Source organism: Kitasatospora sp. NPDC094015, from assembly GCF_040304075.1.
In the GTDB taxonomy this organism is placed as follows: domain Bacteria; phylum Actinomycetota; class Actinomycetes; order Streptomycetales; family Streptomycetaceae; genus Kitasatospora.
On the sequence record NZ_JBEOUL010000004.1, the window covers coordinates 252180 to 278193 of the forward strand.

The window sequence follows — 26014 nt, forward strand, 5'->3', positions numbered from 1 at the left end:
CGCGGGGCCCGGTACACCACCGGGCCCCGCGGCGTTCCCCGGTCCGCCCGCCGCCGGACCGCCGCCAGGTCACCGCGCGCCGCCGTCCGGACCTCGGGACAGGCCTCGGGACAGCCCTCGGACCGAGCCTCGGACGGGCCCGGGAGAAGCGCCGACAGGAATGCCGGCCGGAGGGCCCGCAGGAGTGCCGACAGGGCCGCTGACCGGGGCCGCAGTCGCAGGTGGGCAGCAATGCTCACCGTTGTGTCACCGTTCTCGCGTTCCCGGCTTCATGTCCGTGTACGGGCATATGCTCAGGTGCGGAGCCGGTCCCCCATCCGGCGTCCGAACTCCCTCAACCCAGGAGCCACATGTCGACCGCTGCCCGCCCGGCCTTCTTCGACCGGACGCACACCGACGACCTGATCGCCTACCTCGGCACCGCGCCCTCCCCCTTCCACGCGGTGGCCGGCGCCGCGGAGCGACTCGAGAAGGTCGGCTTCCGGCAGGTCCTCGAGACGGACGCCTGGGACGCCACCACCGGTGGCCGCTACGTGATCCGCGGGGGCGCGCTGATCGCCTGGTACGTCCCGGAGGGCGCCGGACCGCAGACCCCGTTCCGGATCGTGGGCTCGCACACCGACTCGCCCAACCTGCGGGTCAAGCCGCTCCCCGACACCGGCTCGGCAGGCTGGCGGCAGGTCGCCGTGGAGATCTACGGCGGCGTCCCGCTGAACACCTGGCTGGACCGCGACCTCGGCCTGTCCGGCCGGCTCGCGCTGCGCGACGGCTCGGTCCGCCTGGTGCGGATCGACGAGCCGCTGCTGCGCGTCCCGCAGCTGGCGATCCACCTCGACCGCCAGGTCAACGACGGTCTCAAGCTCGACAAGCAGCGCCACCTGACGCCGATCTGGGGGATCGGCGAGGTCGACGAGGGCTCGCTGATCGAGTTCGTGGCGGACCGGGCCGGCGTGCCGGCCGGCGAGATCGCCGGCTGGGACCTGATGACCCACGACGTGCAGCCGCCCTGCTACCTCGGCCGCGACCGCGAGCTGCTCGCCGCGCCCCGGCTCGACAACCTGCTCTCGGTGCACGCCTCCGCCGCCGCGCTGGCCGCGGTCGCCACCACCGACGGCGGCGACCTGCCCTGCATCCCGGTGATGGCCGCCTTCGACCACGAGGAGACCGGCAGCGAGTCCGACACCGGCGCGCAGGGTCCGCTGCTCGGCAACGTCCTCGAGCGCACCGTGTACGCCCGCGGCGGCAGCCCGGAGGACCGCGCCCGGGCGCTCGCCGGCACGATCTGCCTGTCCTCGGACATGGGCCACGCCGTGCACCCGAACTACAGCGAGCGCCACGAGCCCGGCCACCGGCCGATGCCCAACGGCGGCCCGATCCTCAAGGTCAACGTCAACAACCGGTACGCGACCGACGCGATCGGCCGGGCGGTGTTCGCCGCCGCCTGCGAGAAGGCCGGGGTGCCCTGGCAGAGCTTCGTCTCCAACAACGCGATGCCCTGCGGCACCACGATCGGCCCGATCACGGCCGCCCGGCTCGGCATCACCACCGTGGACTGCGGCATCGCGGCGCTGTCCATGCACTCCGCCCGCGAGCTGTGCGGCGCGGACGACCCGTTCCTGCTGGCGAGCGCGCTCAAGGCCTTCCTGGAGGGCTGACGCCCGGCCGGACCCGTCGTGACCGGGGCCGGGGTGCACCGGATTTCCGGTGTGCACCCCGGCCCCTGGCGTCACTGCGGGCCCGGCGCCGGGATCACTCCATGCCCGCCAGCACCAGCGGAAGCCGGTCGGCGCCGCCCTCGACCAGCGTCACCGGCACCCCCCAGTCCTGCTGGTGCACGTGGCAGGCCGGGTACTCGATCGCCGGGTCGTCGTCGCAGGAGGCGGCCATCGCCGACACGTGCAGCACGCCCTCGGGGACCTCGGCGGAGAGCACCAGCTCGCGCGAGAGCGCGCTGTCCGCGCCCGCGCCGGAGACCAGCAGCTCCGGCGGGGTGGCGCTGACCAGCAGCCGGGTGGACGGGCCGTAGCGCTCGTCCAGCTTCTGCCCGGTCGGGGCTGAGAACACCACGTCCAGCAGCAGCCGGCCCGGGGCGACCTCGGTGGCGGCCCGCCGGGTGCGGTGCGCCACCGACTCGACCCGCACCGCCTCCTCGGGCAGCCGCAGCCTGGTCAGCCGGTGCCGGGCGGACTGCACCACCACGATGTCGCCGTCCACCACCACCGCGCCGGACGGCTCCCGCAGGTCGGTCGCCAGCGTGCTCACCTCGCCGGTGGCCGGGTCGAAGCGGCGCAGCGCGTGGTTGTAGGTGTCGCCGATCGCCACCGAGCCGTCCGGCAGCACGGTGACGCCCAGCGGGTGCTGGAGCAGCGCCTGCTCGGCGGCGCCGTCCCGGTGGCCGAAGTCGAACAGGCCGGTGCCGACCGCGGTGTGCACGGTGAGCGTTTCACGTGAAACCCAGCGCACGGCCGAGGTCTCGGCGTCCGCCACCCAGAGCCGCTCGCCGTCCGCGGACACCGCCAGGCCGGACGGCTGCGCGAACCACGCCTCGTCGGCGGGCCCGTCCACCAGGCCCTCGTTGGTGGTGCCGGCCGTCACGCCGACCGTGCCGGCGGCCGGGTCGAACGCCCAGAGCTGGTGCACGCCGGCCATCGCGATCCACACCCGGCCGTCGAAGAACGCCACGTCCCACGGCGAGGAGAGGTCCACCTCGCGGGCCGGACCCTCGGTCGCCGAACCCTGCCACCACTGCTTGCCGGTGCCGGCCAGCGTGGTCACCGTGCCGTCGGACAGCCGGACGCCGCGCAGCGCGTGGTTCACCGTGTCGGCCACCACCACGTCGTAGCCGAGGTCCAGCCCGGCCGGGACCAGCGCCAGGCCCTGCGGCTCGCTGAACCGCGGCGCGGCGCCGTCCACCAGCCCGCGCTCGCCGTCGCCGATCCGGCGCACCACGCGCTCGCCGTCCTCGGCCAGCTCGACCAGCGAGTGGTGGCCGGAGTCGGCGACCAGGTAGTGGCCGTCGGGCAGCCGCACGGCCTTGCCCGGGAACCGCAGGTCACCGGCGTCCGGCTCGGTCGGCACGTACGGGGAGTCGCCGCGTCGCAGGGTGCCCTTGGCCGCGTGCTCCTCCTCCAGCTCCGCGACCAGCCGGGCGATCGCGTGCGCGTGGCCCTCGCCGGCATGCTGCGCGACCACGTACCCCTCCGGGTCCACCACCACCAGCGTCGGCCAGGCCCGCACCGCGTACTGCTTCCAGGTCACCAGCTCCGGATCGTCCAGCACTGGGTGGTGCACCTCGTACCGGGCGACGGCGTCCACCACGGCCTGGTGGTCCGCCTCGTGGACGAACTTCGGCGAGTGCACCCCGACGATCACCACGGTGTCGCGGTGCTTCTCCTCCAGCTCCCGGAGCTCGTCCAGGACGTGGAGGCAGTTGATGCAGCAGAACGTCCAGAAGTCCAGTACGACACACTTACCTCGCAGGTCGGCAAGCTTGAGTTCCTTGCCGCCTGTGTTGAGCCATCCACCGGCGCCGACCAGCTCTGGGGCGCGGACACGTGCACGAGAAGCCATGGTCCTATCCAACAGCACCGGGCGACGGCAGATTCCGGCACGTCAAAGGACCGGGCCTGATGTTCCGCCGCTCCCCGATCCCGCCCATTCGATGCGGACTCGCTGCTCCGGGACGAAGCGCCTGCCGCGTTCGCCCTTGCTGATGAACACGCCGTCCAGGGCCAAGGCCAGGCGGTCCCGCTTCTGGTCGAGCGTCGAGGCCTCCCAGGTCGAGCACAGCATGTCGCTGTCCAACAGCGGCGTGATGTCGGTGACGGGGAGTGGGATGCCGGCGAGATCGGTGCGCAGGCCGTCGATGCGGCTCCGGATCCGGGTGGCGAGGCGTTCGTAGCGTTCGAGCGCGTCGGGGCGGGCGAACTCGCCCCGGACGTACCGGGCCTCCTCCAGGTCGGCCAACCGCGTTTCCTGGACGCCGATTTCGTCGGTGATGGCGTCCCGTTTCGCGAAGGTCTCGGGGTCTGTCCGCTTCACCCATCGGTCGGCGATGGCCACCGACAGGGGATCGTCCAGGTCCAGGGTGGGGAGCAGGGAGAGAAAGCGCTCGGACACGTAGTCGTCCACCCGGTCGGCCATCGCGTTGGCACCGGGGCACGGGTGGCCTGCTCGGCGGGCCATGCACTGGTAGCTGTTGCCGACCTTGTGCATCCGGCGACCGCACCCCGGTACATCGCAGTACACCAGGCTGGTGAGCAGTGCCGTGCCGTTCGGCTTCGGCATCCGCCTGCCCGCGTGGACGCGGGTCCTGGATTCGAGCTGCCGGATGATCAGCTCGCGCTCGCCGACCGTGATGATCCCGTCGCCGATGCTCACGGTGTCCAGCGTCTCGGGATCCCGGTAGGGGAACACCCGGCCGGTGAACCTGCGGCTGCCGTCCTCGGCTTCGATGGTTTCCGTCTCGGGCACGAGACCGGCGAAGGCAGGCGATTTGACCAGGTTCATGATGCTGGCGGCATTCCACCGGCCGCCTCGTGCGGAGGGGATTTCGTACTCGTTGAGCAGTCGCGCGATCTGTACGAGAGACCTGCCGGCCAGCGCGTCGTCCGCGATGAGGCGGGCGTGGACGGCCGTCTCGGGGTCGTGCACCAGCCGCTTGGTCGCGGGGTCGACCAACAGTCCGTACGGAGGCTGCCCGCCGATCCACCGGCCCTGTCGGCGCAGGTGCCGCTTCGCGTGGGCCACACGGGCACCCAGGTTCCTCGACTCGGAGCGGGCGAACTCGGCGAGCATGGCGACGACCTTGCGGGCCGAGTCGTTCGAGGTGTCGAGACCGTCGACGACGGACACCAGACGGCCGCCCGCCTTCTCGATGTCGTCCAGGACCTTGCCGACCTCCCCGATGCCCTTTCGCGACAGCCGGTCCAGCTTCCACACGATCAGCGTCCCGACGACGTCCGCCGTGACGGCGGCAATGGCGGAGTCGAACCCCTTGCGCTCGACGTCCTTGAAACCGGAGCGCCCCCGGTCGATGTGGACCTTGCGGACGGTCAGCCCATGGCGTTCGGCCCATGCGCGGCAGTCGGCTTCCTGCCGTTCGATCGCCGTCTTGCCGTCCCGGTCCAAGGACAGCCGAAGGTACAGGTCGCACAAGGTCTGGTGCACGGACGCCCCTTCCAGAGTTCCCTGAATTGTCCAGGACTTCCCGGGGTTCAGGAGGGCAATTAGCCGGAAAAGTCCGCCAGCATCGGATCCCTGCTGCCGGTGTTGAGCCGGCCGCTCCGGCCGGTCGGCCGGCGGAGCGCGCATTCCGGGCGGTCGGCAGCGGTGCCTGGGGGATGGCGTGGCGGGGGCGGGTCTACGCTGGCGGCGGTCGTCGGCGGTGCGGGCGGCCCAGGTGTGCGGTGTCGGCGATGTGAGGTGGGTTGCGAGATGAAGTACGTGGTCAGGGAACGGCTGTTCGCGGTGGGCGACGACTACTGGATCGAGAGCGAGGACGGGGAGAAGGCGTTCCTGGTCGACGGCAAGGTGCTGCGGCTGCGCGACACCTTCGAGCTCAAGGACGCCGCCGGGCAGGTGGTGGCCGTGATCAAGGAGAAGGTGCTCACGGTCCGGGACGCGATGAAGATCGAGAACGCCGAGGGGGACGTGGTCGCGACCGTCCGCAAGAAGCTGTTCACGCCCTTCCGCGACAAGTACCACGTCGAGTTCGAGGACGGCCGCGAGTGGGAGATCCACGGCGACCTGATCGACAAGAACTTCACCGTCGAGCAGGACGGCCACGAGATCGCCGAGGTCTCCCGCAAGTGGTTCACCATCCGTGACGCCTACGGGGTCAAGGTCGCCGACGGCGTCGAGGCCGGGCTGGTGCTCGCCGTCGCGGTCTGCGTCGACCAGCTGGTGTCGCACAACGACTGACGCAGCGTCGCGAAACCGGGCCCGGATCCGGCGGTGCGCCGCCTGATCCGGGCCCTGCGGGACCAGCTGTGCGCCCCGCGGTCATGGGATATGTTTTGCCATCCTTGACTCGTGGGGGGACCCAGCATGAACGACATTCTCGACGGCCTCGGGCACGCCGCCGTCTTCGGCGCGGTCGGCATCGCTCTGCTGCTGCTCGGTGTCGGCCTGGTCGACCTGCTGACCCCGGGCAAGCTCGGCCACCAGATCTGGCAGGAGCGCAACCGCAACGCCGCCCTGGTGCTCAGCTCCGCGCTGCTCGGGATCGGCGGCATCGTCTTCACCGCGATCCTCTACACCTACGAGGAGTTCGGGAAGGGCCTGGCCTCCACCGCGCTGTTCGGCCTACTCGGCCTGGTGCTGATGGCCGTCGCCTTCTGGGTGGTCGACCTGCTCACCCCGGGCAAGCTCGGCGCGATCCTGGTCGACCCCGAGCCGCACCCCGCGGTCTGGGTCACCGCCGCCTGCAACATCTCGGTCGCCGCGATCGTCTCGGCCTCGATCGCCTGACCCCAGCAGGCAGCAGGCAGCGAGCAGCACCGGCCACGGCCGGACCCCCGCCCCGCTCAGCCCGACAGCCCCGCCGTTCCCCGGCCCGCCGCCAGCCGCCCGCTCAGCCGGGCCTTCGCGGCGGGCCACTCGTCCTTCAGCATCGAGAACCACACGGTGTCCCGCCAGCTCCCGTCCGGCCGCCGCTTGGCCCGCCGGAAGGTGCCCTCGTAGCTGGCCCCCAGCCGCCGGATCGCGTTCTGCGACCGCTCGTTGCGGTGGTCGGTCTTCCAGCAGACCCGGCCCATCCCGAGATCCCCGAAGGCGTGCTCGAGGAGCAGCAGCTTCGACTCGGTGTTGACCTCGCTGCGCCAGACCGGGCGGCCGTACCAGGTGCCGCCGATCTCCAGCAGCTCGTCCTCGGCGCTGAAGTCGAAGTAGCAGGTCACCCCGACGGCCCGGCCGGTGGCGAGGTGGATCACCGCGAACGGCAGGCAGCGCGGGTCGGCGATCCGGGCGGCGTTCACCTCGCGCAGTTCCTGTTCGGTGCGCGGGAGCGGCACCGGGATCCAGCGCCACACCTCCTCGTCGCCGCCGGCCGCCTCGAACAGGTCGGCGGTGTGGTCGTCGGTGAGCGGCTCCAGCCGGACGTGGGTGCCGGTGAGCGTGACGGGGGAGGGCAGGCGCGCGGTCATGCCCCAGAAGGTAGTCCCGTTCTGTGCTAGAGGCAACAGAGGTTTGCATTAGTGCAAAAGAGCGAAGCCAAGGAGAAGGCCCCGCACCGTGGGCCGTGGGTGCGGGGCCTTCCGGGTCCGAGCGGTCGCCGTCCTGCGGCGGACCGTCAGATGAAGGAGTTGATCTGGATCGTCTCGGTGCGGCCGGGGCCGACACCGATCGCGGAGATCGGGGCGCCCGACATCTCCTCCAGCGCCTTCACGTAGGCCTGCGCGTTCTTCGGCAGGTCGGCGAAGGTCTGCGCCTTGCTGATGTCCTCGGTCCAGCCCGGCAGCGTCTCGTAGATCGGCTTGGCGTGGTGGAAGTCGGACTGGTTGTACGGGAGCTCCTCGACCCGGCGGCCGTCGATCTCGTACGCGACGCAGACCGGGATCTGCTCCCAGCCGGTCAGCACGTCCAGCTTGGTGAGGAAGAAGTCCGTCAGGCCGTTGACCCGGGTCGCGTAGCGCGCGATCACCGCGTCGAACCAGCCGCAGCGGCGGTCGCGACCGGTGGTGACACCGCGCTCGCCGCCGATCCGGCGCAGCGCGTCGCCGTCCTCGTCCAGCAGCTCGGTCGGGAACGGGCCCGAGCCGACGCGGGTGGTGTACGCCTTGAGGATGCCGATGACCCGGTCGATCTTGGTCGGGCCGATGCCGGCGCCGGTGCAGGCACCGCCGGCGGTCGGGTTCGACGAGGTGACGAACGGGTACGTGCCGTGGTCGACGTCGAGCAGGGTGCCCTGGCCGCCCTCCAGCAGGACGACCTTGTCGGCCTTGAGTGCCTCGTCCAGCACCAGCGTGGTGTCGGCGAGGAATGGGCGGATGCTGTCGGCGTAGCCGAGGTACTCCTCGACCACCAGCTCGGCCGGGATGGCGCGGCGGTTGAACAGCTTGACCAGCAGCTGGTTCTTGTCGTGCAGCGCCGCTTCGACCTTCTGGCGCAGGATCGACTCGTCGAAGAGGTCCTGCACCCGGATGCCGACGCGGTTGATCTTGTCCGCGTAGGCCGGACCGATGCCGCGGCCGGTGGTGCCGATCCGGCGCTTGCCGAGGAAGCGCTCGGTGACCTTGTCCAGGGTGCGGTGGTACGGGGTGATCAGGTGGGCGTTGCCCGAGATCAGCAGCTTCGAGGTGTCGATGCCGCGCTCGTTCAGGCCGCTGAGCTCGGAGAGCAGCACGCCCGGGTCGATGACCACGCCGTTGCCGATGACCGGGACCACGTTGGAGCTGAGGATGCCGGAAGGCAGCAGGTGCAGTGCATACTTCTGGTCGCCGATGACCACCGTGTGGCCGGCGTTGTTGCCGCCCTGGTAGCGGACGACGTAGTCGACGGAGCCACCGAGGAGGTCGGTCGCCTTCCCCTTGCCCTCGTCCCCCCACTGGGCGCCAACGAGCACGAGTGCCGGCACAGGCGTACACCCCTTCCGGTTGGGGCATCCTGCGTAGGCCGCAGTCTGACCCGAGATAGACGAAGCCCCTGGCGCAATAGCGCAAGGGGCTCTTGCACCGAGAGATTACCTGAGGAAGGACCGGTCGTGTCGTCCCTGTCCACGCCCGCATCCCGCCCGGCGGACCACGGCGGGCCCGGGCCGCTCCTGGTGGTCCTCGACCCGGCGGCGAAGCAGACCGACGGGGAGTCGGTGCGGATCGCCAAGGACGTGCTGTGCGGGGGCGCGGACGTCAAGGTGGTGCTGCCGCAGAGCCCGTCCGAACTCGACCGGGTGCTCTCGCACCGCGGCCGCCGCCGACCGGTGGTGATCGGATCGGACCAGGCGCTCCAGCGGGTGCTGCAGGCCCTGCACCGGCAGCGCGAGTTGGGTGCGGACCCGGTCGGCGTGGTGCCGGTCGGGCGGGCCGCCGCCACCGGGGCGGTGCGGGCGCTGGGGGTGCCGGCGGAGCCGGTCGCCGCGGCCCGCGCGGTGCTCGGCGGCAGCCCGCGCAAGCTGGACCTGCTGGTGGACGACGGCGGCGGGGTGGTGCTCGCAGAGGTCCGGATCGGACCCCCGCGGCCGGGGGACGGACTGAGCCGTTCGGCGGGCTTGCGTTCGCTATGGGCGAAATTCGCTGCGGCCGAGCAGGCGAAGGTTTCGGCGGCGGAGCTGCGGATCGAGGCGGACGGCCGGCTGCTGGTCGATCTGCACCAGCCGGTCCGGCTGGTCCGGGTGGTGCCGGTGGACGGCGTCCTGGAGCTGACCCTGCGGCTCGGCGGGGCGCCGCAGCGGCACCGGGTGGCCAGCCTCAGCGTCGCGGGCCGGCACTTCGGCTACGAGGCGGACGGCGCGCGGATCGGGCCGGTCCGGGCGCGCACCTGGACGATGCACGCGGGGGCGTGGGAACTGCTGCTGCCCGCCGGGTGAGCAGCATCACGTCCGGGGGTGCGGCGGGCGGCGCGCGGAACCCTCCGAATCGCGCGCCGGGCGCGTGCGACAAGGGCATGCGCCACTTCACCGAATAGTCGGCCGAGAAATGCGCCGGTGTGTAAGGGGTTTTGTCTACGCGCGTCGCCATTCGATCGGCCAATATCCGGGGGCTCCCCTGTTCGGGAAGGCGTGCGGAACTGCCCTAGACTCGAAGGCGTGCCACGTGGTGACGGACGACTCAATCACGATCTTCTTCCCGGCGAGAAAGGACCTCAGGACGCTTGCGGCGTCTTCGGGGTCTGGGCCCCCGGCGAGGAGGTCGCGAAGCTCACGTACTTCGGCCTCTATGCCCTGCAGCACCGCGGACAGGAATCCGCGGGCATCGCAGTGAGCAACGGCTCCCAGATTCTGGTCTTCAAGGACATGGGGCTCGTCTCCCAGGTCTTCGACGAGGCCTCGCTGGGATCCCTGCACGGGCATATCGCCGTCGGACATGCCCGCTACTCGACCACCGGGTCCTCGGTCTGGGAGAACGCCCAGCCGACCTTCCGTGCGACCGTCCACGGTTCGCTCGCCCTCGGGCACAACGGAAACCTGGTGAACACCGCCGAACTGGCGGCGATGGTCGCCGAGCTCCCCGGTGAGGAGCACGTCTCGCGCTCCGGCCGGACGGCGGCGACCAACGACACCGACCTGGTGACGGCCCTGCTCGCCGGGTACCCGGAGCTGTCCATCGAGGACACCGCCAAGCAGGTGCTGCCCAAGGTCAAGGGCGCCTTCTCGCTGGTCTTCATGGACGAGCACACCCTCTACGCGGCCCGCGACCCGCAGGGCATCCGCCCGCTGGTGCTCGGCCGCCTGGAGCGCGGCTGGGTGGTCGCCTCCGAGACGGCGGCGCTCGACATCTGCGGCGCCTCCTTCATCCGCGAGGTGGAGCCCGGCGAGCTGATCGCCATCGACGAGAACGGCATGCGGACCTCCCGCTTCGCCGAGGCCAAGCCCAAGGGCTGCGTCTTCGAGTACGTGTACCTGGCCCGCCCGGACACCTCGATCGCCGGCCGCAACGTGCACCTCTCCCGGGTGGAGATGGGCCGTCGGCTGGCCGCCGAGGCCCCGGTCGAGGCCGACCTGGTGATAGCGACGCCCGAGTCCGGCACCCCCGCCGCGATCGGGTACGCCGAGGCCAGCGGCATCCCGTACGGCTCCGGCCTGGTGAAGAACGCCTACGTCGGGCGGACCTTCATCCAGCCCAGCCAGACCATCCGGCAGCTCGGCATCCGGCTCAAGCTCAACCCGCTCAAGGAGGTCATCGCCGGCAAGCGGCTGGTGGTCGTGGACGACTCGATCGTCCGCGGCAACACCCAGCGCGCGCTGGTGCGGATGCTCCGCGAGGCGGGCGCCGCCGAGGTGCACATCCGGATCTCCTCGCCGCCGGTCAAGTGGCCGTGCTTCTTCGGCATCGACTTCGCCACCCGCGCGGAGCTGATCGCCAACGGCATGACCGTCGAGGAGATCGGCCGCACGCTGGGCGCGGACTCGCTCTCGTACATCTCGCTCGAAGGCATGATCGAGGCCACCGCGCAGCCCAAGGACAACCTCTGCCGGGCCTGCTTCGACGGCGTGTACCCGATGGAGCTGCCGGACCCGGCGCTGCTCGGCAAGCTGCTGCTGGAGGCGGAGATCGCCGGCAGCCAGCAGCGGCCGGCCGTCCGCGGCAAGCCCACCAGCGACCTGGACGGCGTCCAGACCCTGCTCGGCGGACACGGCGCGGCCGACGCGCTGCGGCGTCCGTAGCCGACGGGAGACCACCGCAGGGGCGCGGGGGGCTGCGCGACCGGACGGGCACGGACCCCCGTGCCCCGGTCGCGCCGCACCTCGCGCCCCTCGTGGTTGACCGACCCCTGTTTCCACCCCTTGACCCGGAAGGGCCACCGCAGTGACCAGCAACCAGACCGGCGCCACCTACGCCGCCGCAGGCGTCGACATCGAGGCGGGCGACCGCGCCGTCGAGCTCATGAAGCAGTGGGTGCGCAAGACCAACCGCCCCGAGGTGGTCGGCGGCCTGGGCGGTTTCGCCGGGCTGTTCGACGCCTCCGCCTTCAAGCGCTACGAGCGCCCGCTGCTGGCCTCCGCCACCGACGGCGTCGGCACCAAGGTGGCCATCGCGCAGGCCATGGACAAGCACGACACCATCGGCCACGACCTGGTCGGCATGGTCGTCGACGACCTGGTGGTCTGCGGCGCCGAGCCGCTCTTCATGACCGACTACATCTGCGTCGGCAAGGTCCACCCGGAGCGGGTCGCGGCGATCGTCAAGGGCATCGCGGAGGGCTGCACGCTGGCCGGCTGCGCGCTGATCGGCGGCGAGACCGCCGAGCACCCCGGCCTGCTCGGCCCGGACGACTACGACGTGGCCGGCGCCGGCACCGGTGTGGTCGAGGCGGACGCGCTGCTGGGCGCCGAGCGGGTCCGGGCCGGTGACGTGGTGATCGCGATGGCCGCCTCCGGCCTGCACTCCAACGGCTACTCGCTGGTCCGCCACGTGCTGCTGAACCAGGCCGGCTGGAAGCTCGACCGCGAGGTCGAGGAGTTCGGCCGCACCCTCGGCGAGGAGCTGCTGGAGCCCACCCGGATCTACTCGCTGGACTGCCTGGCGCTCACCCGGGCCACCGAGATCCACGCCTTCTCGCACGTCACCGGCGGCGGCCTGGCGGCCAACCTGGCCCGGGTCATCCCGGACGGCCTGCACGCCCGGCTGGACCGCGGCACCTGGTCCCCGCTGCCGGTCTTCCAGACCGTCGCCCAGGTGGGCCGGATGGCCGCGCTGGAGATCGAGAAGACCCTGAACATGGGCGTCGGCATGGTCGCCGTGGTCCCGCCGGAGTCGGTCGACGTGGTGCTGGCGATCCTGGAGGACCGCGGCGTCGAGGCCTGGCTGCTCGGCGACATCGTGGACCGCACGGCGGAGCACGACGGCGGCGCGGCGCTGTACAACGCCTACGACGGCTTCGAGCTCGGCTGAAGCCGGTAGCGGCACCGACGGACGAGGGGTCCCGGCACACCGCCGGGGCCCCTCGGCCGTCGTAGCGGGCCCGGGCGAGCTCGGACGGGGCCGGGCGGAGCTACGCCGGACCACCGCCGCACGCGGGTACGCCGAAGACCGGCCCGGCGCCCGTGAGCGCCCGGACCGGTCCGGTGCAAGCTGTTACGCCCGGCGGCGGGACGGGCCGCTGTCGGCCTCCGCGTCGTCGTCCTCATCGTCGGCGTAGTAGTCCGCGTACGCCGCGTAGGGATCGTCCTCGTCCTCGTCCTCGATCGGCTCAGGCTCGATCGAAGCGGTAGAGGGCGATACGCCCAGCTCGCTGGACAGACGGTTGGCGTCGAACCCGCCGCTGTTGTACTTCAGCTCGCGGGCGACCTTCGTCTGCTTGGCCTTGGCCCGGCCGCGCCCCATGGGTCGACCCCCTCAACGATGGGGCTCACGGCCCCGAGTCTGACACGTGTGGATCATCAGGCCGGCCTGCCCGAAGTGGGAAAGCCGTCCCTTGGAGCATTAACGGTACCTGTTTCCGCCGCCGTACGGTACGTCGCGCGTGTGACGTGGCGCGCACCGTCGCCCCCCGAGACCAGGTCCATCCAGGTCACAGGAGGGTTTTCGGGCTTTCGCAGGCTGCCCGGAGCTTGGCCGGACCCGTCGTACCCGCAGAGATTATCCCCTGTCGGGGCCGTGAGGATCCCCCGATCGGGCTACGAACTGAGAATCCGGTTCCACATTGTGATGCGAGGGGGGCGGATCCGATCCGCCCCCCTCACTCACGGTCAGGACCTGCGTGCACCCGGCAGCAGGACCGAGCGCAGCGCGCTGATCTCCCGCATCCGCTTCTCGGCGAGCCGGTCGGCGGCGACCGCCGGCGGGACGCCGTCCGCCGCGGCCCGGGTGAAGATCTCCAGCGTGGTGTCGAAGATCTTGGTGGCCTTGTTCTTGGCGCGCTCGAAGTTGAAGCCGTCGATCTCGTCGGCGACCTGGATCACGCCGCCGGAGTTCACCAGGTAGTCCGGCGCGTAGAGGATGCCGCGGTCGGCCAGGTCCTTCTCCACGCCGGTGTGGGCCAGCTGGTTGTTGGCCGCGCCGCAGACCACGGCGGTGCCCCGGGCACCCAGCGCGGCCACGGTGAGGTCGTCCAGCGCGCCGCCGAGGGCGCAGGGGGCGTAGACGTCCAGCTCCGCCTGGATCAGGGCGGCGGTGTCGGCCACCACCTCGACCTCCGGGTGGGCGGCCCGCACGCGGTTCACGGCGGCCTCGGAGACGTCCGTGACGACCACCTGGGCGCCGTCCGCCACCAGGTGGCCGACCAGGTAGTGGCCGACCTTGCCGACGCCGGCCACGCCGACCCGCTTGCCGCGCAGGGTGGGCTGGCCCCAGCGGGCCTGGGCGGAGGCGCGCATGCCCTGGAAGACGCCGAAGGCGGTCAGGATCGAGGAGTCGCCGGCGCCGCCGTTCTCCGGCGAGCGGCCGGTGACGAACTCGGTCTCGCGGGCGACCACGTCCATGTCCTGGACGTAGGTGCCCACGTCGCAGGCGGTGATGTAGCGGCCGCGCAGGGACTGCACGAAGCGGCCGTAGGCGCGCAGCAGCGCCTCGGTCTTCACCTCGCCCGGGTCGCCGATGATGACGGCCTTGCCACCGCCGAGGTCGAGGCCGGCCAGCGCGTTCTTGTAGCTCATGCCGCGGGACAGCCGCAGCGCGTCCTCCAGCGCCTCCTCCTCGGTGGCGTACCGGTGGAAGCGGGTGCCGCCGAGCGCGGGGCCCAGTGCGGTGGAGTGGATGGCGATGATCGCCTTCAGGCCGGAGGTGCGGTCGTGGCAGAGGACGACCTGCTCGTGCCCGTCGCCGGGGGTGCCGTCCTGGGCGGTACCGAAGATCCTGCCGAGCACGCCGGGTGCGGGGTGCGTGGCGGATGCGGTGTGTACGTCGGTCACTGTGGTGACTCCAGTATTTGCGGGCCCGCGGCGGTGGTGCGGGCGTCTGTGTCGAAGCCTAGCCCCGGGGACGGGCCCGGATCTGCCCCCTGACGGTCCCTGAGACATAACGAGCACAGGGCCTTCGCGGCACCCTCCCCGGCGGCCCCGGCCACGTGCGACGATGCCCTCTGTGACCGCTGTGCGAACCTCGGTGCTCCCGCCGTACGCCGCCCATCTGCGGGTGTACGAGCCGCTCGCCGCCTACCCGGAACCGGAGCGGACCCGCTGGCAGGCCTGGGCGGCCGCGCACGGGCCGGACGCGGCGGGGCCGGACCGGCCGGTGACCGCGGCGGCGCTGGCCGAGCAGCGGGCGGCGCTGGCCGAGCTGGCCGCCCGCACCCCGCGGCCGCTGCCCGAGCACGAGGACGACCGGGCCTTCGTGCGGCTGGTGGACGGCGTCACCTACATCTGCCCGTGGACCACCCGGCTGCGCAGCTGGCAGGCGCTGGACGAACTCTCGGCGGGGCTGCCGGTGGCGCTGCTGGACACGGTGCTGCCGCCGGCCGTGCGGGCCGCCGCGGTGGCCGACCGGGAACGCTGGCGCCTGGCCCACCCCGACGACCGGCCGTGGATCCTGACCAGCCGCTGGGAGGTGCCGCTGCGCTGGTTCCCGCTGTTCGGCGAGGAGGACCGCCGGTACGTGCCGGCGGTGCCCGACCGGGGCGCGCAGGGGCCGGCCGAGCCGGCCGCGCTGTTCTACCTGACCTCGATGGTGCAGGCCCGCCGCCGGGTGGCGCGGGGGTACCGGGCGCTGCGCCGGCGGAGCCCGTCGGGGGAGGGCCGCAGCCGGGGGCTGGTGAAGGGGGTGGAGCAGGTCGGCCGCTGGCTGGAGGAGTTCCACCCGCGCTCGCTGGTGGAGCTGGACTACGGCGGCCTGGTGCACCTGCTGGGGCCGCACTGGCTGGCCGAGGAGCGGTCGGTGGGGGAGATCGAGGCCGGGCTCGGCGCGCTGGGCGCCGGGGACGGGGAGGCGGCCGCCCGGGCCTACGAGTCGGTGACCGCGCGCTGGCGGCAGGTGCTGGCCCTGCGGCAGACCAGCTGACCGCTTCTCACGGCGCGACCGCCGCCGGGGTCTGGCCCGATGTCAGTGGGTCGGGTGAGGATGGAGTGAGGAAGGTACGGACCTTCGGCCCTGGGGAGGTGACGATGGTCCTGGTTCGGGTCAATACCCCGCGAACGTGACACTACTCACCGTTGACGCGAACTTACCCCTATGTGCAAAAATGGGACAACCAGCCCAAGTTCACTCAAGTGTGTCCACTTTTGGGTGGATCTGCCGTTGGTGTGTGCTTTGCGAAGAAACAGCGGGTCTGGTCCTGCCGTAACCGGACGTCACCGTGGGGTGACTGTCCGCTATGGGAGGGTCCATGGCCTTCCGTCGCTCTTGAACCCGTGAGGGGTCAATTTTGGCGGTTTGGTCGATGGGGCTGGACGGATGGTGTAGTTGTAGACACCAGGACAAGCCGTTCGTCCTATAACCGACTCGGCCCGTCTGTGCCATTTCGGGCATCGCGGGCCAAGGTGCAGAATTTGAAGGATAGAACCGCCCTGGTTCGGTTCTCCCGAGGAGGCCGCTCATGACCGCTCGTACCCCTGACGCTGAGCCGCTGCTGACGCCGGCAGAGGTAGCCACGATGTTCCGCGTTGACCCCAAGACGGTCACCCGCTGGGCCAAGGCAGGCAAGCTCACGTCGATTCGCACTCTCGGCGGCCACCGCCGGTACCGTGAGGCGGAGGTGCGCGCTCTGCTGGCCGGGATTCCGGCGCAGCGTACCGAGGCCTGAGGGTCTCGCTGAAGTCTTTCCGAAGGGGCTGTATCCCTGGACTCCGCCGGGTCCTGGATGCGGCCCCTTCGGCATGCCGGAATCCTTCGGGGCGGCGCGCTCCGGCGCCGGAGTCGGGCATTCCTATTGATGCTGCTGGGGGTGGGGGGAATTAGCGTGAATGCATGTACAATTTTATATATTAAATCAGGCCGGCCCCGAGGGGGGTCCATGATGTGGAGTCCTGGGAAAAGATACGTGACGACCGTCACGCGGCCGTTACCTTGTGGTCTAGACCTAGGCTGGGGTACAAGCGGGCTGACGGGGCGTCGGGGAAGGGCGCCGAGGAAAACAGCAAGGCCCGGAACCTTGCGGTTCCGGGCCTTGCCTCACTGCGATCCCGACGGGACTTGAACCCGCGACCTCCACCTTGACAGGGTGGCGAGCTAACCAACTGCTCCACGGGACCAGAGATCTGATCCTTGCCCGCCTGCTCTCGCCTGCGAACAAGACAGATCGTACTGCATGTGGGGCCCCCAGGTCGAACCGGCCGCCGGGGGCCCCCGCCGCAGCTCAGAGCGTGCCCGCGGCGGCCTCCATCGCCTTCATGATGCGCTTCTCCGAGACCGGGGCCGGGGTGCCCAGACCCTGCGCGAAGAAGCTCACCCGCAGCTCCTCGATCATCCAGCGGATCTGCCGGACCTCCGCCGAGGGCTGCCGGCCGGCCGGCACCCGGGCCAGCAGCTCCCCGTACGCCCGCTGGACCTCCTGGACCTTCTGGAGGTGCTGCATGTCCCGCTGCGGGTGGTTGGGCAGCGCCTCCAGGCGGCGGTCGACCGCGATCAGATAGCGCTTCAGGTCGGGCAGCCGCTGCCAGCCGGTCTCGGTGACGAAGCCGGCGTGCACCAGCGAGGCCAGGTGCAGCCGGACGTCGTTGACCGCGGTCAGCAGCACCGGGCTGCTCACCGACTTCAACCGGTTCGAGGCCTTCTGGAAGGCGATCAGCGCGGTGGCCGTCTTCAGCGTGGTGTCGGCCGACAGTTCGTACAGATCGGCGCGCACCTTGTCGTACAGCTTGGTGAACGACTCCTCGTCCCAGGCCGGGCCGCCGTTCAGCGCCATCAGCCGGTCCGTGGCGGCCGCCACCACGTCCTCGAACAGGGCGGGCACCGAGCCGTGCGGATTGTGCGAGAGGGCGAGCTTGGCCTGGTTGCCCAGCCGTCCCTGGATCGACTTGGCCGGGGAGTTGATCCGGAGCATCAGCAGCCGCCGGGTGCCCGTCCACATCGCCTGCTGCTGGTCCTCCGGGGTGTCGAAGAGCTTGATCGCCACCGAGTCGCCCTCGTCCACCAGCGCCGGGTAGGCGCGCAGCGAGTGGCCGCGCGAGCGCTGCTCGAAGGTCCGCTGGAGTGCCGGCAGGCCCTCGGGCCAGGCGGTCAGCCCGCGCTGCTCGATGCCCCGGCCGGAGGCGGCCGAGGAGAGCGTCTCGCTCAGCTTGGGCCGCAGCTTGAGCCGCAGGTCCTCCAGGTCCTTGGACTCGGCCAGCTTCCGCTTGCCGTCCACCACCCGGAAGGTCACCTTCAGGTGGTCCGGCACCCGCTCGTCGTCCCAGGCCTCCGGCGGGATCACGATGCCCGACATCCGCTGCAGGATCCGCTCCAGGGTCGGCAGCAGCGGCTCCTGACGGTCCTGCACCTGCTTGAGCGCGGCCGCCGCGAAGTCCGGGGCGGGGACGAAGTTGCGCCGCACCGCCTTGGGCAGCGCCCGGATGTAGGCGGTCACCAGCTCGGCCCGCAGGCCCGGGATCTGCCAGTCGAAGCCCTCGGCGGTGACCTGGTTGAGCACCGGGAGCGGGATGTGCACCGTGACGCCGTCCGCGTCGCTGCCGGGTTCGAACTGGTAGGTCAGCCGGAACCGGAGCTTGCCCTGCTGCCAGTGGTCCGGGTAGTCGGCCTCGGTGACCCCGCCGGCCGACTCGTTGATCAGCATCGACTTCTCGAAGTTCAGCAGGTCCGGCTGGTCGTGCCGGGCCTTCTTCCACCAGGAGTCGAAGTGCCGGGTGGAGACGATCTCCTCCGGCAGCCGGGCGTCGTAGAAGTCGAACAGGGTCTGGTCGTCCACCATGATGTCGCGGCGGCGGGCCCGGTTCTCCAGCTCCTCGACCTCGGAGAGCAGGGTGCGGTTCTCCGCGAAGAACTGGTGGTGGGTCTCCCAGTCGCCCTCCACCAGCGCGTTGCGGATGAACAGCTCGCGGCAGAGCTCCTGGTCGATCCGGCCGTAGTTGACCTTGCGCTGGGCCACGATCGGTACGCCGTAGAGCGTGACCTTCTCGTAGGCCAGCACGGCGCCGGCCTTCTTCTCCCAGTGCGGCTCGCTGTAGCTGCGCTTGATCAGGTGGCCGGCCAGCGGCTCGACCCACTCCGGTTCGATCTTGGCGTTCACCCGGGCCCACAGCCGCGAGGTCTCCACCAGCTCGGCCGACATCACCCAGCGCGGCGGCTTCTTGAACAGGCCGGAGCCCGGGAAGACCGCGAACCGCGAACCGCGGGCGCCGCCGTACTCGCGCTTCTCCACGTCGTACAGGCCGATGTGCGAGAGCAGCCCGGAGAGCAGCGCCTGGTGGATCCGGTCGGCGTCCGGCTCCGCGTCCGGGTGCGGCTCGTCGATCGTCACCCCGAGCTGCTTGGCGACCGTGCGCAGCTGGGTGTAGACGTCCTGCCACTCGCGTATCCGCAGGTAGTTCAGGAAGTCGGCCTTGCAGGACCGGCGGAACGCCGAGGAGGACAGCTCCCGCTGCTGCTCCCTGACGTAGCGCCACATGGCGAGGTAGGAGAGGAAGTCGGAGGTCTCCGAGCTGAACCTGCGGTGCCGGTCGTCGGCGGCCTGGCGCTTCTCCGCCGGGCGCTCGCGCGGGTCCTGGATGGAGAGCGCGGCGGCGATCACCATCACGTCGCGGACGCAGCCGAGATCGTCGGCGGCCAGCACCATCCGGGCCATCCGGGGGTCGACCGGCAGCTGGGCGAGCTTGCGCCCGAGCGGGGTGAGCCGCTTGCGGTGGTCCTTCTCGTCCGGGTCGAGGGCGCCGAGCTCGTGCAGCAGGCTGACGCCGTCCTTGATGTTGCGCGAGTCCGGCGGGTCGAGGAACGGGAAGGCGGCGATGTCGCCGAGGCCGGCCGCGGTCATCTGCAGGATCACCGAGGCCAGGTTGGTGCGCAGGATCTCGGCGTCGGTGAACTCGGGGCGGGAGAGGAAGTCCTCCTCCGAGTAGAGCCGGATGCAGATGCCGTCCGAGGTGCGGCCGCAGCGGCCCTTGCGCTGGTTGGCGCTGGCCTGGCTGACCGCCTCGATGGGCAGCCGCTGGACCTTGGTGCGGTGGCTGTAGCGGGAGATCCGGGCGGTGCCCGGGTCGATCACGTACTTGATGCCGGGGACGGTCAGCGAGGTCTCGGCGACGTTGGTGGCCAGCACCACCCGGCGGCTGGAGGAGCGCTGGAAGACCCGGTGCTGCTCGGCGGAGGAGAGCCGGGCGTAGAGCGGGAGGATCTCGGTGAACTTGAGTTTCAGCTTGGTGAGGGCGTCCGCGGTGTCGCGGATCTCCCGCTCGCCGGAGAGGAAGACCAGGATGTCGCCGGGGCCCTCGGCCTGGAGCTCCTCGACCGCCTCGCAGATCGCCTGCACCTGGTCGCGGTCCCGGTCGCGGTCCACCTCGTCGTCGTCCGCGCCGTCCGCGCCCTCCTCGACCAGCGGGCGGTAGCGGACCTCCACCGGGTAGGTGCGGCCGGAGACCTCGACGATCGGGGCGCCGTGGAAGTGCTCGGCGAACCGCTCCGGGTCGATGGTCGCCGAGGTGATCACGACCTTGAGGTCGGGGCGGCGGGGGAGCAGCTGCTTCAGGTAGCCGAGCAGGAAGTCGATGTTGAGGCTGCGCTCGTGCGCCTCGTCGATGATCAGGGTGTCGTACTGGCGCAGTTCGCGGTCGGTCTGGATCTCGGCCAGCAGGATGCCGTCGGTCATCAGCTTGACCAGGGTGTCCTGGCCGACCTGGTCGGTGAACCGGACCTTCCAGCCGACCGCCTCGCCGAGCGGGGTGGCCAGCTCCTCGGCGACCCGGTCGGCGACCGTGCGGGCGGCGATCCGGCGGGGCTGGGTGTGGCCGATCAGGCCCTTGACGCCGCGGCCCAGCTCCAGGCAGATCTTGGGGATCTGGGTGGTCTTGCCGGAGCCGGTCTCGCCGGCGACGATCACCACCTGGTGGTCCCGGATCGCGGCGAGGATGTCGTCCTTCTTCTGCGAGACCGGGAGTTCCGCGGGATAGCTGATCGCGGGGACGGCGGCCCGGCGCTGCTCCACCCGGAGCTCGGCCCGGGCGATGTCCTCGGCCAGCTCCCCGGCGATCTTCTGCCGGGCCTCGGGGCTGCGGACCCGGCGGGCGCCGTCCAGCCGCCGGCCGATCCGCTGCTGGTCGCGGAGCATCAGCTCGGGCAGCCGGGCGGACAGCGCTCCGATGGTGGCTGCATCGGCGGGCTGGGCTACGGGAGAACTCACGGGGGGCATCCCTCTAGGTTGCAGGGAGGCGCGGGCGGGGCGCACCTCGGTTTTTCAACCCTTCAAGTGTCACAGAACACCTGGGGGGAGCGGCGAGGCGGCCTTGGCGGGTTGTCCGGGTGGCGGGCGGGCAGGCCCGGCGGGCCCGGGAACGCGGGCGGGCCGGGCCCGGGAACGCGGGCGGGGGCCCCGGGGGCGGTTGCCCCCGGCGCCCCCGGCGCCGGTCGTCAGTCCTGGTGGATGAAGTCCTGGATCAGCTTGACCAGCTCGGCGGCCTTCTCCAGGACGGCGACGTGGCCGCTGTCCAGCTCGGCGTAGCTGCTGCCCGGGAGCTGGGCGTGCAGGTCGCGGGTGAGGGCGACCGGGACGGTGATGTCCTGGGTGCAGCCGACCACCAGCGCCGGGGCCTCGATCTTCGGCAGCAGCTCGCGGATGTCGAGCCGCAGGTTGAGGTCGATGTGGCGCAGTGCCCCCTCGGTGGCCTGGTTGCCGGCGACGATGTTCTCGATCGTCTCCTTGCCCAGGATGTTCAGGAAGGCCGGGCTGAAGGCGGTCAGCGTGCCGAACCGGCCGAAGGCCTCGGCGTTGCCGGCCATCGCCCGCCAGGCGGACATCATGTTGCGCAGGTACTCGTCACCGGGGTGGGTCCAGCCGGCGGTGAGGACCAGGCGGCGGACCAGGTCCGGCCGGGTCGCCGCGACGGCCGCGCCGACCACCGAGCCGAGCGAGAAGCCCGCGATGTCGACCGGGCCGTCGGCGGCCTCCTCGATGACGGCGATGATCTGCTCGGCGAGCAGCTCGACGGTCAGCTCGCCACCGTCGTCCGTGGTCTCACCGCAGCCGGAGAAGTCCGGCAGGATCACGGTGCGGCTGTCGCGGAAGTGCTCGACCAGGTGGCCCCAGGTGCCCTCGGCGCCGAAGCCGGTGCCGTGGATGAGGACCAGACCGGGGCCGGTGCCCTCGGTGCGGTAGCTGACCCGGGCGGTGCCGGCGGAGACGGTAGGCATGGTGGTTTCTCTCCTCATGGTGTCGGGAGGACAACACGGACGACGGAGGTACCGCCGGGTGTTGCGGTTGATCTGCTCGGTGTAGGGCAGACGGCTGCGGCGTGGCGTCCGGATTCCATTCAAGCCGGGAGCCGGGGTGCCTCGCATGCGGACGACCGAGAGAGTGTCAGGTCGCCCACGTGCGGCCGTCAGGAGGCGACGGGCTCGGCGACCGGGGCGGCCTCGGCCTGGGCGGCCCCGGCCTCGTCGCCGCCCTGCGGCGCCTTCTTGAAGTTCAGCGCGACCAGGACCAGCAGGGCGATGCCGGCGGTGGCGACGAACACGGCGGTGCGCAGGCCGTCGTTGGTGGCGGAGCGCAGCGCCTCGCCGGTCAGGCCCTCGGTGCCGGAGTTGGCGATGGCGACCAGGACGGCCAGGCCGACCGCGCTGCCGACCTGCTGGCCGGTGGAGACGATGCCGGAGGCGATGCCCTGCTCGTACGGGTGCACGCCGGTGGCGGAGGCCGCGAACATGGTGGTGAAGATGACGCCCTGGCAGACGCTGAGCACGACCAGGCCAGGCAGCAGCGCGAGGTAGGAGCCGTCGGTCGACATGGCCAGGCCCATCGCCGCGGTGCCGATGCCGCCGATCACGAAGCTGGCGATCAGGGTCGGCCGGATGCCGAGCCGGGTGGCCAGCTTGCCGCCGAGCATCGAGCCGAGGAAGCCGGCCACCATCGGGATCAGGAAGGCGTTGCCGGTCTCCAGCGCGCTGTAGCCGTGCACGGTCTGGAAGTAGACGGTCAGGAAGTACAGCAGGGTGCCGAAGGTCGCCATGAACAGGAAGGTGGTGGCGACGCCGGTGGAGAGGTTGGGGTTGCGGAACAGCCGCAGCGGCATCAGCGGGTCGGCGCTGCGCGCCTCGATCGCGACGAACGCGGCGACCAGGGCGAGGCCGACCACCGCGCTGGTGAGGATGAGCGGGGAGGTCCAGCCGGACACCGGGGCCTGGACCAGGGTGAACACGACCAGGGTGGCGCCGACCGTGGCGGTCAGCGCGCCCGGCAGGTCGAAGCGGCGGCCCTGCTCGCGGGCGCCGTCCGGGGTGATCAGCGAGAGCGCCAGCAGGGCGGCGCCGCCGGCCAGCGGGACGTTGACGAAGAACACGGCCTCCCAGCCGAAGGCCTCGGTCAGCACGCCGCCGAGCAGCGAGCCGATCACCATGCCGCTGGCGCCGGCGGCGGCCCAGACCGACAGGGCGCGGTTGCGCTCCTTGCCCTCGGTGAAGCTGGTGACCACCAGGGCCAGGGTGGCCGGGAACAGGAAGGCGCCGCCGAGGCCCTGGACCGCGCGGGCGGCGACCAGCAGCGCGGGCGAGCCGGCCAGGCCGCCGACCAGCGAGGAGACGGCGTACAGCGACAGGCCGAGGACGAACATCCGGCGGCGGCCGAACAGGTCGGAGGCGCGGCCGCCGAAGAGCAGGAACCCGCCGAACGCGACGGCGTAGGCGCTGACCACCCACTGCAGGGTCTGCGAGGAGAAGCCGAGGCCGCTGCCGATCTCGGGCAGGGCGACGTAGACGATGTTGTAGTCGATCGAGACGATCAGCTGGGCGAAGGCCAGCAGGGCCAGGAGGAGGCCCGTGCGGCGCTTCCCGGTGGCCAGGTCGGCTGCTGCGGAGGACATGGCGGTTACCTTTCGGTGGTGGACGGGCTGGGGGCGGGGAGGGAGGGGAGCAGGACGACCCGGCGGCCGTTCAACTCGCCCTTTTCGAGGCGGTGGTGGACCTCGCGGGCGGCGCCGAGCGGAAGCCGCTCCAGCGCCCGGGGGCGCAGCCGGCCGGCGGCCAGCAGGCGGTTGACGGCGGCGGCCGCCTCGGCCAGTTCGGCGCTGGTGGCATGGGAGATGACGAACCCTCTGATCGAGCAGTCCTTCATGTAGAGGGGTCCGACCGGGAGTTCGGGTCTGGAGCGGGCGCCGGCGAGCAGCACGATCCGGCCGCGCGGGGCGAGCAGCTCGACGGCGCCGGCGAGGTCGTTGGCGCCGGAGGTGTCCAGCAGGACGTCGACGCCGCCCGGGCAGGCGGTGCGCACCCGGTCGAGGAGGTCGGGGTCGCGGTAGTCGAGCACCTCGGTCGCGCCCAGGGCGCGGCAGTACTCGGCGTCCCGGGCCGCCGCGGTGGCGACGACCCGGGCGCCGGCCTCGATGGCCAGGGTGACGAGGGCACTTCCGACGTTGCCCCCGGCACCGGCCACCAGGACTGTGTCGCCGGCCCGGACCTGTCCGTGGGTGAACAGGCCGAGGTAGGCGGTGCCGGCCGGGTGCACCGCGGCGACCGCCTCGACCGGGTCCACCCCGGGGGGCAGGTGGTAGAGCCGGTCGGCCGGGACCACGGCCTGTTCGGCCGCGGCGCCCTGCCGGCCGCCGTGGCCGAGGCTGTTGCACCAGACCAGGTCGCCCGGGCGGAAGCCGGGGGCGCCCGGTCCGGCCGAGACGACCCGGCCGGCCAGGTCGCGTCCGATCACGAAGGGGAAGTCGACGGGGGTCCGGAACACACCCGATCTCACGAAGGTGTCCACCGGGTTGACCGAGACCGCCAGGACGTCGACCAGGACGTCCGTCGGGCCAGCGACCGGGGCCGGCACCTCGCCGTAGTGGATGTTCTGCGGCGGACCCAACTGCTCGATGAAGGCTGCGCGCATGGTTCCTGATCCTGGCAGCGGGCCGTCGATCCGGCCTCTGCCGAGCGGATCGTTCGTCAACTCCGTTTGAGAACAGCAGGTCAGCGGCGGTCGCCCGGAGCACCTGACACACTACACGGTGCAGGGCAGTGCTTCACCTACACCGTGTAGTGCAATTGAGGGGCAGGGCCGCCCCGGCGGTCCGGAAGAACCCGAGGAAGTCCGCGAACTCCCTTCTCGCGCCCTCAGCCCGCTGCCCTCCAGGCCCCGCGGCCGAACCCAAGGACGGATACCCATGGCCATCGACCAGCTCGTCAAGAGTCCCGGCGCCCCGACGCCGGCCGGCACCACCGGACCCGACGGCGCCCGGCGCTCGTTCACCACCCGGCTGCCCTCGCTCACCGGCCTGCGCTTCCCCGCCGCGCTGCTGGTGTTCGCGTACCACGCCGGGCTGCCGATCCCGTCCATGCGGGTGCTCGCCGACGACGCCCAGGCCTTCGACCTGTACAAGGTGGTCGGTCAGATGGGTGGCCTGGGGGTCTCGTTCTTCTTCGTGCTCAGCGGCTTCGTGCTGACCTGGTCGGCGAGAGAGCAGGACACCGCGAAGGCGTTCTGGCGGCGCAGGTTCGTGAAGATCTATCCGAACTACCTGATCTCCTGGGCACTCGCCCTCGGGCTGTTCGCCAGCGCGTACACCCCGGCCAGGACCGCGATCGCCAACCTGTTCATGCTCCAGGTGTGGGCACCCGACTTCAATCTGAACTTCAGCGTCGACCCGCCGAGCTGGTCGCTGGGCGCCGAGGCGGTCTTCTACGCCGCGTTCCCGCTGCTGCACCGGCTGTTCCTGCGGATCCGCCCGCAGCACCTGAAGTACTGGGTCACCGGCGCGATCGCCGGCATCATCGCCACCCCCGCCATCGCCTACGCCCTGCTCCCGGACGGCCCCGGCATCCCCGGCGGTGAGCTCAGCTCGGTCTCGCAGTACTGGTTCAGCTACGTCCTGCCGCCCGTGCGCCTGCTGGACTTCGCGCTCGGCATGCTGGTCGCCCACGCGGTGCTGAACGGCCGCTGGCGCAACATCGGGATGGTCTGGTCGGGTGCGCTCCTGGTCGCCGGCTACGTCCTGACGTACTACGTGCCGTACCTGTACGGCCAGCGCGCGGCCTGTATCATCCCGATCGTCCTGCTGATCGCTGCCGCCGCCGTCGCAGACGCCGAGAACCGCTTCACCATCTTCCGCAACCGGACGATGCTGTGGCTCGGCGAGATCTCGTTCGCCTTCTACCTGCTGCACTTCGTGGTCCTGACCTACGGCCGGACCCTGCTCGGCGACCGGATGTTCTCCGGTTCCGCCGTCGCCCTGATCCTGCTCGCCGAGGTCGGCGTCTCCATCCTGCTCGCCTGGGCCCTGTACGTCCTGGTGGAGCGCCCCATCACCAAGCGGTTCTCCAAGCCCCGCAAGCGCAGCACGGCGCAGATCGGCTGACGATCC

General features: G+C 71.4%; 19 protein-coding genes and 1 tRNA gene. 9 read left to right on the forward strand and 11 right to left on the reverse strand.

The window, feature by feature from the left end; all coding sequences use genetic code 11:
• Positions 1-350: 350 nt before the first annotated feature.
• Positions 351-1655 carry a M18 family aminopeptidase gene (locus tag ABT014_RS07375; protein WP_350637680.1) on the forward strand — a complete coding sequence of 435 codons (1305 nt, stop codon included), beginning with the start codon at positions 351-353 and terminating at the stop codon, positions 1653-1655.
• 94 nt (positions 1656-1749) lie between these two features.
• Here the strand turns inward: ABT014_RS07375 and ABT014_RS07380 are convergent, their stop codons facing one another.
• Both ABT014_RS07380 and ABT014_RS07385 read right to left on the reverse strand, forming a co-directional pair.
• Positions 1750-3570 (reverse strand): NHL domain-containing thioredoxin family protein, encoded by a 1821-nt coding sequence (locus ABT014_RS07380; protein ID WP_350637681.1) that lies wholly within the window; start codon positions 3568-3570, stop codon positions 1750-1752.
• A 42-nt stretch (positions 3571-3612) separates the two neighbouring features.
• A complete protein-coding gene (locus ABT014_RS07385; protein ID WP_350637682.1) occupies positions 3613-5169 on the reverse strand; it encodes a recombinase family protein in 1557 nt (518 codons plus the stop codon).
• Between the two features lie 267 nt (positions 5170-5436).
• Between ABT014_RS07385 and ABT014_RS07390 the strand changes: the two genes are divergently transcribed.
• Positions 5437-5922 carry an LURP-one-related/scramblase family protein gene (locus ABT014_RS07390; protein WP_350637683.1) on the forward strand — a complete coding sequence of 162 codons (486 nt, stop codon included), beginning with the start codon at positions 5437-5439 and terminating at the stop codon, positions 5920-5922.
• Positions 5923-6048: 126 nt separating this feature from the next.
• Positions 6049-6471, forward strand: coding sequence for a DUF350 domain-containing protein (locus tag ABT014_RS07395; RefSeq protein WP_350637684.1), 423 nt, complete (start codon positions 6049-6051; stop codon positions 6469-6471).
• Between the two features lie 56 nt (positions 6472-6527).
• Here the strand turns inward: ABT014_RS07395 and ABT014_RS07400 are convergent, their stop codons facing one another.
• Both ABT014_RS07400 and ABT014_RS07405 read right to left on the reverse strand, forming a co-directional pair.
• A complete protein-coding gene (locus ABT014_RS07400) occupies positions 6528-7145 on the reverse strand; it encodes a GNAT family N-acetyltransferase (protein WP_350637685.1) in 618 nt (205 codons plus the stop codon).
• A 146-nt stretch (positions 7146-7291) separates the two neighbouring features.
• Positions 7292-8575 carry an adenylosuccinate synthase gene (locus ABT014_RS07405; protein ID WP_350637686.1) on the reverse strand — a complete coding sequence of 428 codons (1284 nt, stop codon included), beginning with the start codon at positions 8573-8575 and terminating at the stop codon, positions 7292-7294.
• A gap of 126 nt (positions 8576-8701) precedes the next feature.
• On the opposite strand from ABT014_RS07405, the gene ABT014_RS07410 reads away from it, so the two are divergent.
• From ABT014_RS07410 to purM, 3 genes are all read left to right on the forward strand, one after another.
• Positions 8702-9523: a diacylglycerol kinase family protein gene (locus ABT014_RS07410; RefSeq protein WP_350637687.1), complete on the forward strand. Its 822-nt coding sequence runs from the start codon at positions 8702-8704 to the stop codon at positions 9521-9523.
• Between the two features lie 219 nt (positions 9524-9742).
• Positions 9743-11320: an amidophosphoribosyltransferase gene (purF, locus tag ABT014_RS07415; protein WP_350637688.1), complete on the forward strand. Its 1578-nt coding sequence runs from the start codon at positions 9743-9745 to the stop codon at positions 11318-11320.
• Between the two features lie 142 nt (positions 11321-11462).
• Positions 11463-12548: a phosphoribosylformylglycinamidine cyclo-ligase gene (gene purM, locus ABT014_RS07420; RefSeq protein ID WP_350637689.1), complete on the forward strand. Its 1086-nt coding sequence runs from the start codon at positions 11463-11465 to the stop codon at positions 12546-12548.
• A gap of 183 nt (positions 12549-12731) precedes the next feature.
• Here purM and ABT014_RS07425 read toward each other — a convergent pair whose 3' ends face one another.
• Positions 12732-12980 (reverse strand): DUF3073 domain-containing protein, encoded by a 249-nt coding sequence (locus tag ABT014_RS07425; protein ID WP_350637690.1) that lies wholly within the window; start codon positions 12978-12980, stop codon positions 12732-12734.
• 365 nt (positions 12981-13345) lie between these two features.
• Positions 13346-14506, reverse strand: a complete 1161-nt coding sequence (locus tag ABT014_RS07430; protein ID WP_502894880.1) for a Glu/Leu/Phe/Val dehydrogenase dimerization domain-containing protein — start codon at positions 14504-14506, stop codon at positions 13346-13348.
• A 163-nt stretch (positions 14507-14669) separates the two neighbouring features.
• Here ABT014_RS07430 and ABT014_RS07435 point away from each other — a divergent pair, with 163 nt between their 5' ends.
• Complete coding sequence (locus ABT014_RS07435; RefSeq protein WP_350637691.1) at positions 14670-15590, forward strand: DUF8083 family protein; 921 nt, start codon at positions 14670-14672, stop codon at positions 15588-15590.
• 535 nt (positions 15591-16125) lie between these two features.
• Positions 16126-16332 (forward strand): developmental transcriptional regulator BldC, encoded by a 207-nt coding sequence (gene bldC, locus ABT014_RS07440; RefSeq protein ID WP_014137253.1) that lies wholly within the window; start codon positions 16126-16128, stop codon positions 16330-16332.
• A gap of 374 nt (positions 16333-16706) precedes the next feature.
• On the opposite strand, the gene ABT014_RS07445 is transcribed toward bldC, so the two are convergent.
• The 5 genes from ABT014_RS07445 to ABT014_RS07465 all read right to left on the reverse strand — a co-directional run bounded on the left by ABT014_RS07445 (position 16707) and on the right by ABT014_RS07465 (position 24543).
• Positions 16707-16780: transfer RNA gene (locus tag ABT014_RS07445), tRNA-Asp, on the reverse strand.
• 104 nt (positions 16781-16884) lie between these two features.
• Positions 16885-20865, reverse strand: a complete 3981-nt coding sequence (hrpA, locus tag ABT014_RS07450) for an ATP-dependent RNA helicase HrpA (RefSeq protein WP_502894882.1) — start codon at positions 20863-20865, stop codon at positions 16885-16887.
• 218 nt (positions 20866-21083) lie between these two features.
• A complete protein-coding gene (locus tag ABT014_RS07455) occupies positions 21084-21863 on the reverse strand; it encodes an alpha/beta fold hydrolase (RefSeq protein ID WP_350637693.1) in 780 nt (259 codons plus the stop codon).
• Positions 21864-22051: 188 nt separating this feature from the next.
• Positions 22052-23527 (reverse strand): MFS transporter, encoded by a 1476-nt coding sequence (locus tag ABT014_RS07460; protein WP_350637694.1) that lies wholly within the window; start codon positions 23525-23527, stop codon positions 22052-22054.
• A 5-nt stretch (positions 23528-23532) separates the two neighbouring features.
• A complete protein-coding gene (locus tag ABT014_RS07465; protein ID WP_350637695.1) occupies positions 23533-24543 on the reverse strand; it encodes an NADPH:quinone reductase in 1011 nt (336 codons plus the stop codon).
• A 274-nt stretch (positions 24544-24817) separates the two neighbouring features.
• On the opposite strand from ABT014_RS07465, the gene ABT014_RS07470 reads away from it, so the two are divergent.
• Entirely contained in the window at positions 24818-26008 is a 1191-nt protein-coding gene (locus ABT014_RS07470) for an acyltransferase family protein (RefSeq protein WP_350637696.1), read from the forward strand.
• Positions 26009-26014: the final 6 nt, after the last annotated feature.

What these genes read in the sequence shown, in the direction of transcription:
- ABT014_RS07380 (WP_350637681.1), bottom strand. Translation starts at nt 3,570, where the DNA reads ATGGCTTCTCGTGCACGTGTCCGCGCCCCAGAGCTGGTCGGCGCCGGT.
- ABT014_RS07395 (WP_350637684.1), top strand. Translation starts at nt 6,049, where the DNA reads ATGAACGACATTCTCGACGGCCTCGGGCACGCCGCCGTCTTCGGCGCG.
- bldC (WP_014137253.1), top strand. Translation starts at nt 16,126, where the DNA reads ATGACCGCTCGTACCCCTGACGCTGAGCCGCTGCTGACGCCGGCAGAG.
- ABT014_RS07455 (WP_350637693.1), bottom strand. Translation starts at nt 21,863, where the DNA reads ATGCCTACCGTCTCCGCCGGCACCGCCCGGGTCAGCTACCGCACCGAG.
- ABT014_RS07465 (WP_350637695.1), bottom strand. Translation starts at nt 24,543, where the DNA reads ATGCGCGCAGCCTTCATCGAGCAGTTGGGTCCGCCGCAGAACATCCAC.
- ABT014_RS07470 (WP_350637696.1), top strand. Translation starts at nt 24,818, where the DNA reads ATGGCCATCGACCAGCTCGTCAAGAGTCCCGGCGCCCCGACGCCGGCC.
- ABT014_RS07390 (WP_350637683.1), top strand. Translation starts at nt 5,437, where the DNA reads ATGAAGTACGTGGTCAGGGAACGGCTGTTCGCGGTGGGCGACGACTAC.
- ABT014_RS07375 (WP_350637680.1), top strand. Translation starts at nt 351, where the DNA reads ATGTCGACCGCTGCCCGCCCGGCCTTCTTCGACCGGACGCACACCGAC.
- ABT014_RS07400 (WP_350637685.1), bottom strand. Translation starts at nt 7,145, where the DNA reads ATGACCGCGCGCCTGCCCTCCCCCGTCACGCTCACCGGCACCCACGTC.
- ABT014_RS07435 (WP_350637691.1), top strand. Translation starts at nt 14,670, where the DNA reads ATGCCCTCTGTGACCGCTGTGCGAACCTCGGTGCTCCCGCCGTACGCC.
- ABT014_RS07425 (WP_350637690.1), bottom strand. Translation starts at nt 12,980, where the DNA reads ATGGGGCGCGGCCGGGCCAAGGCCAAGCAGACGAAGGTCGCCCGCGAG.
- hrpA (WP_502894882.1), bottom strand. Translation starts at nt 20,865, where the DNA reads ATGCCCCCCGTGAGTTCTCCCGTAGCCCAGCCCGCCGATGCAGCCACC.
- ABT014_RS07460 (WP_350637694.1), bottom strand. Translation starts at nt 23,527, where the DNA reads ATGTCCTCCGCAGCAGCCGACCTGGCCACCGGGAAGCGCCGCACGGGC.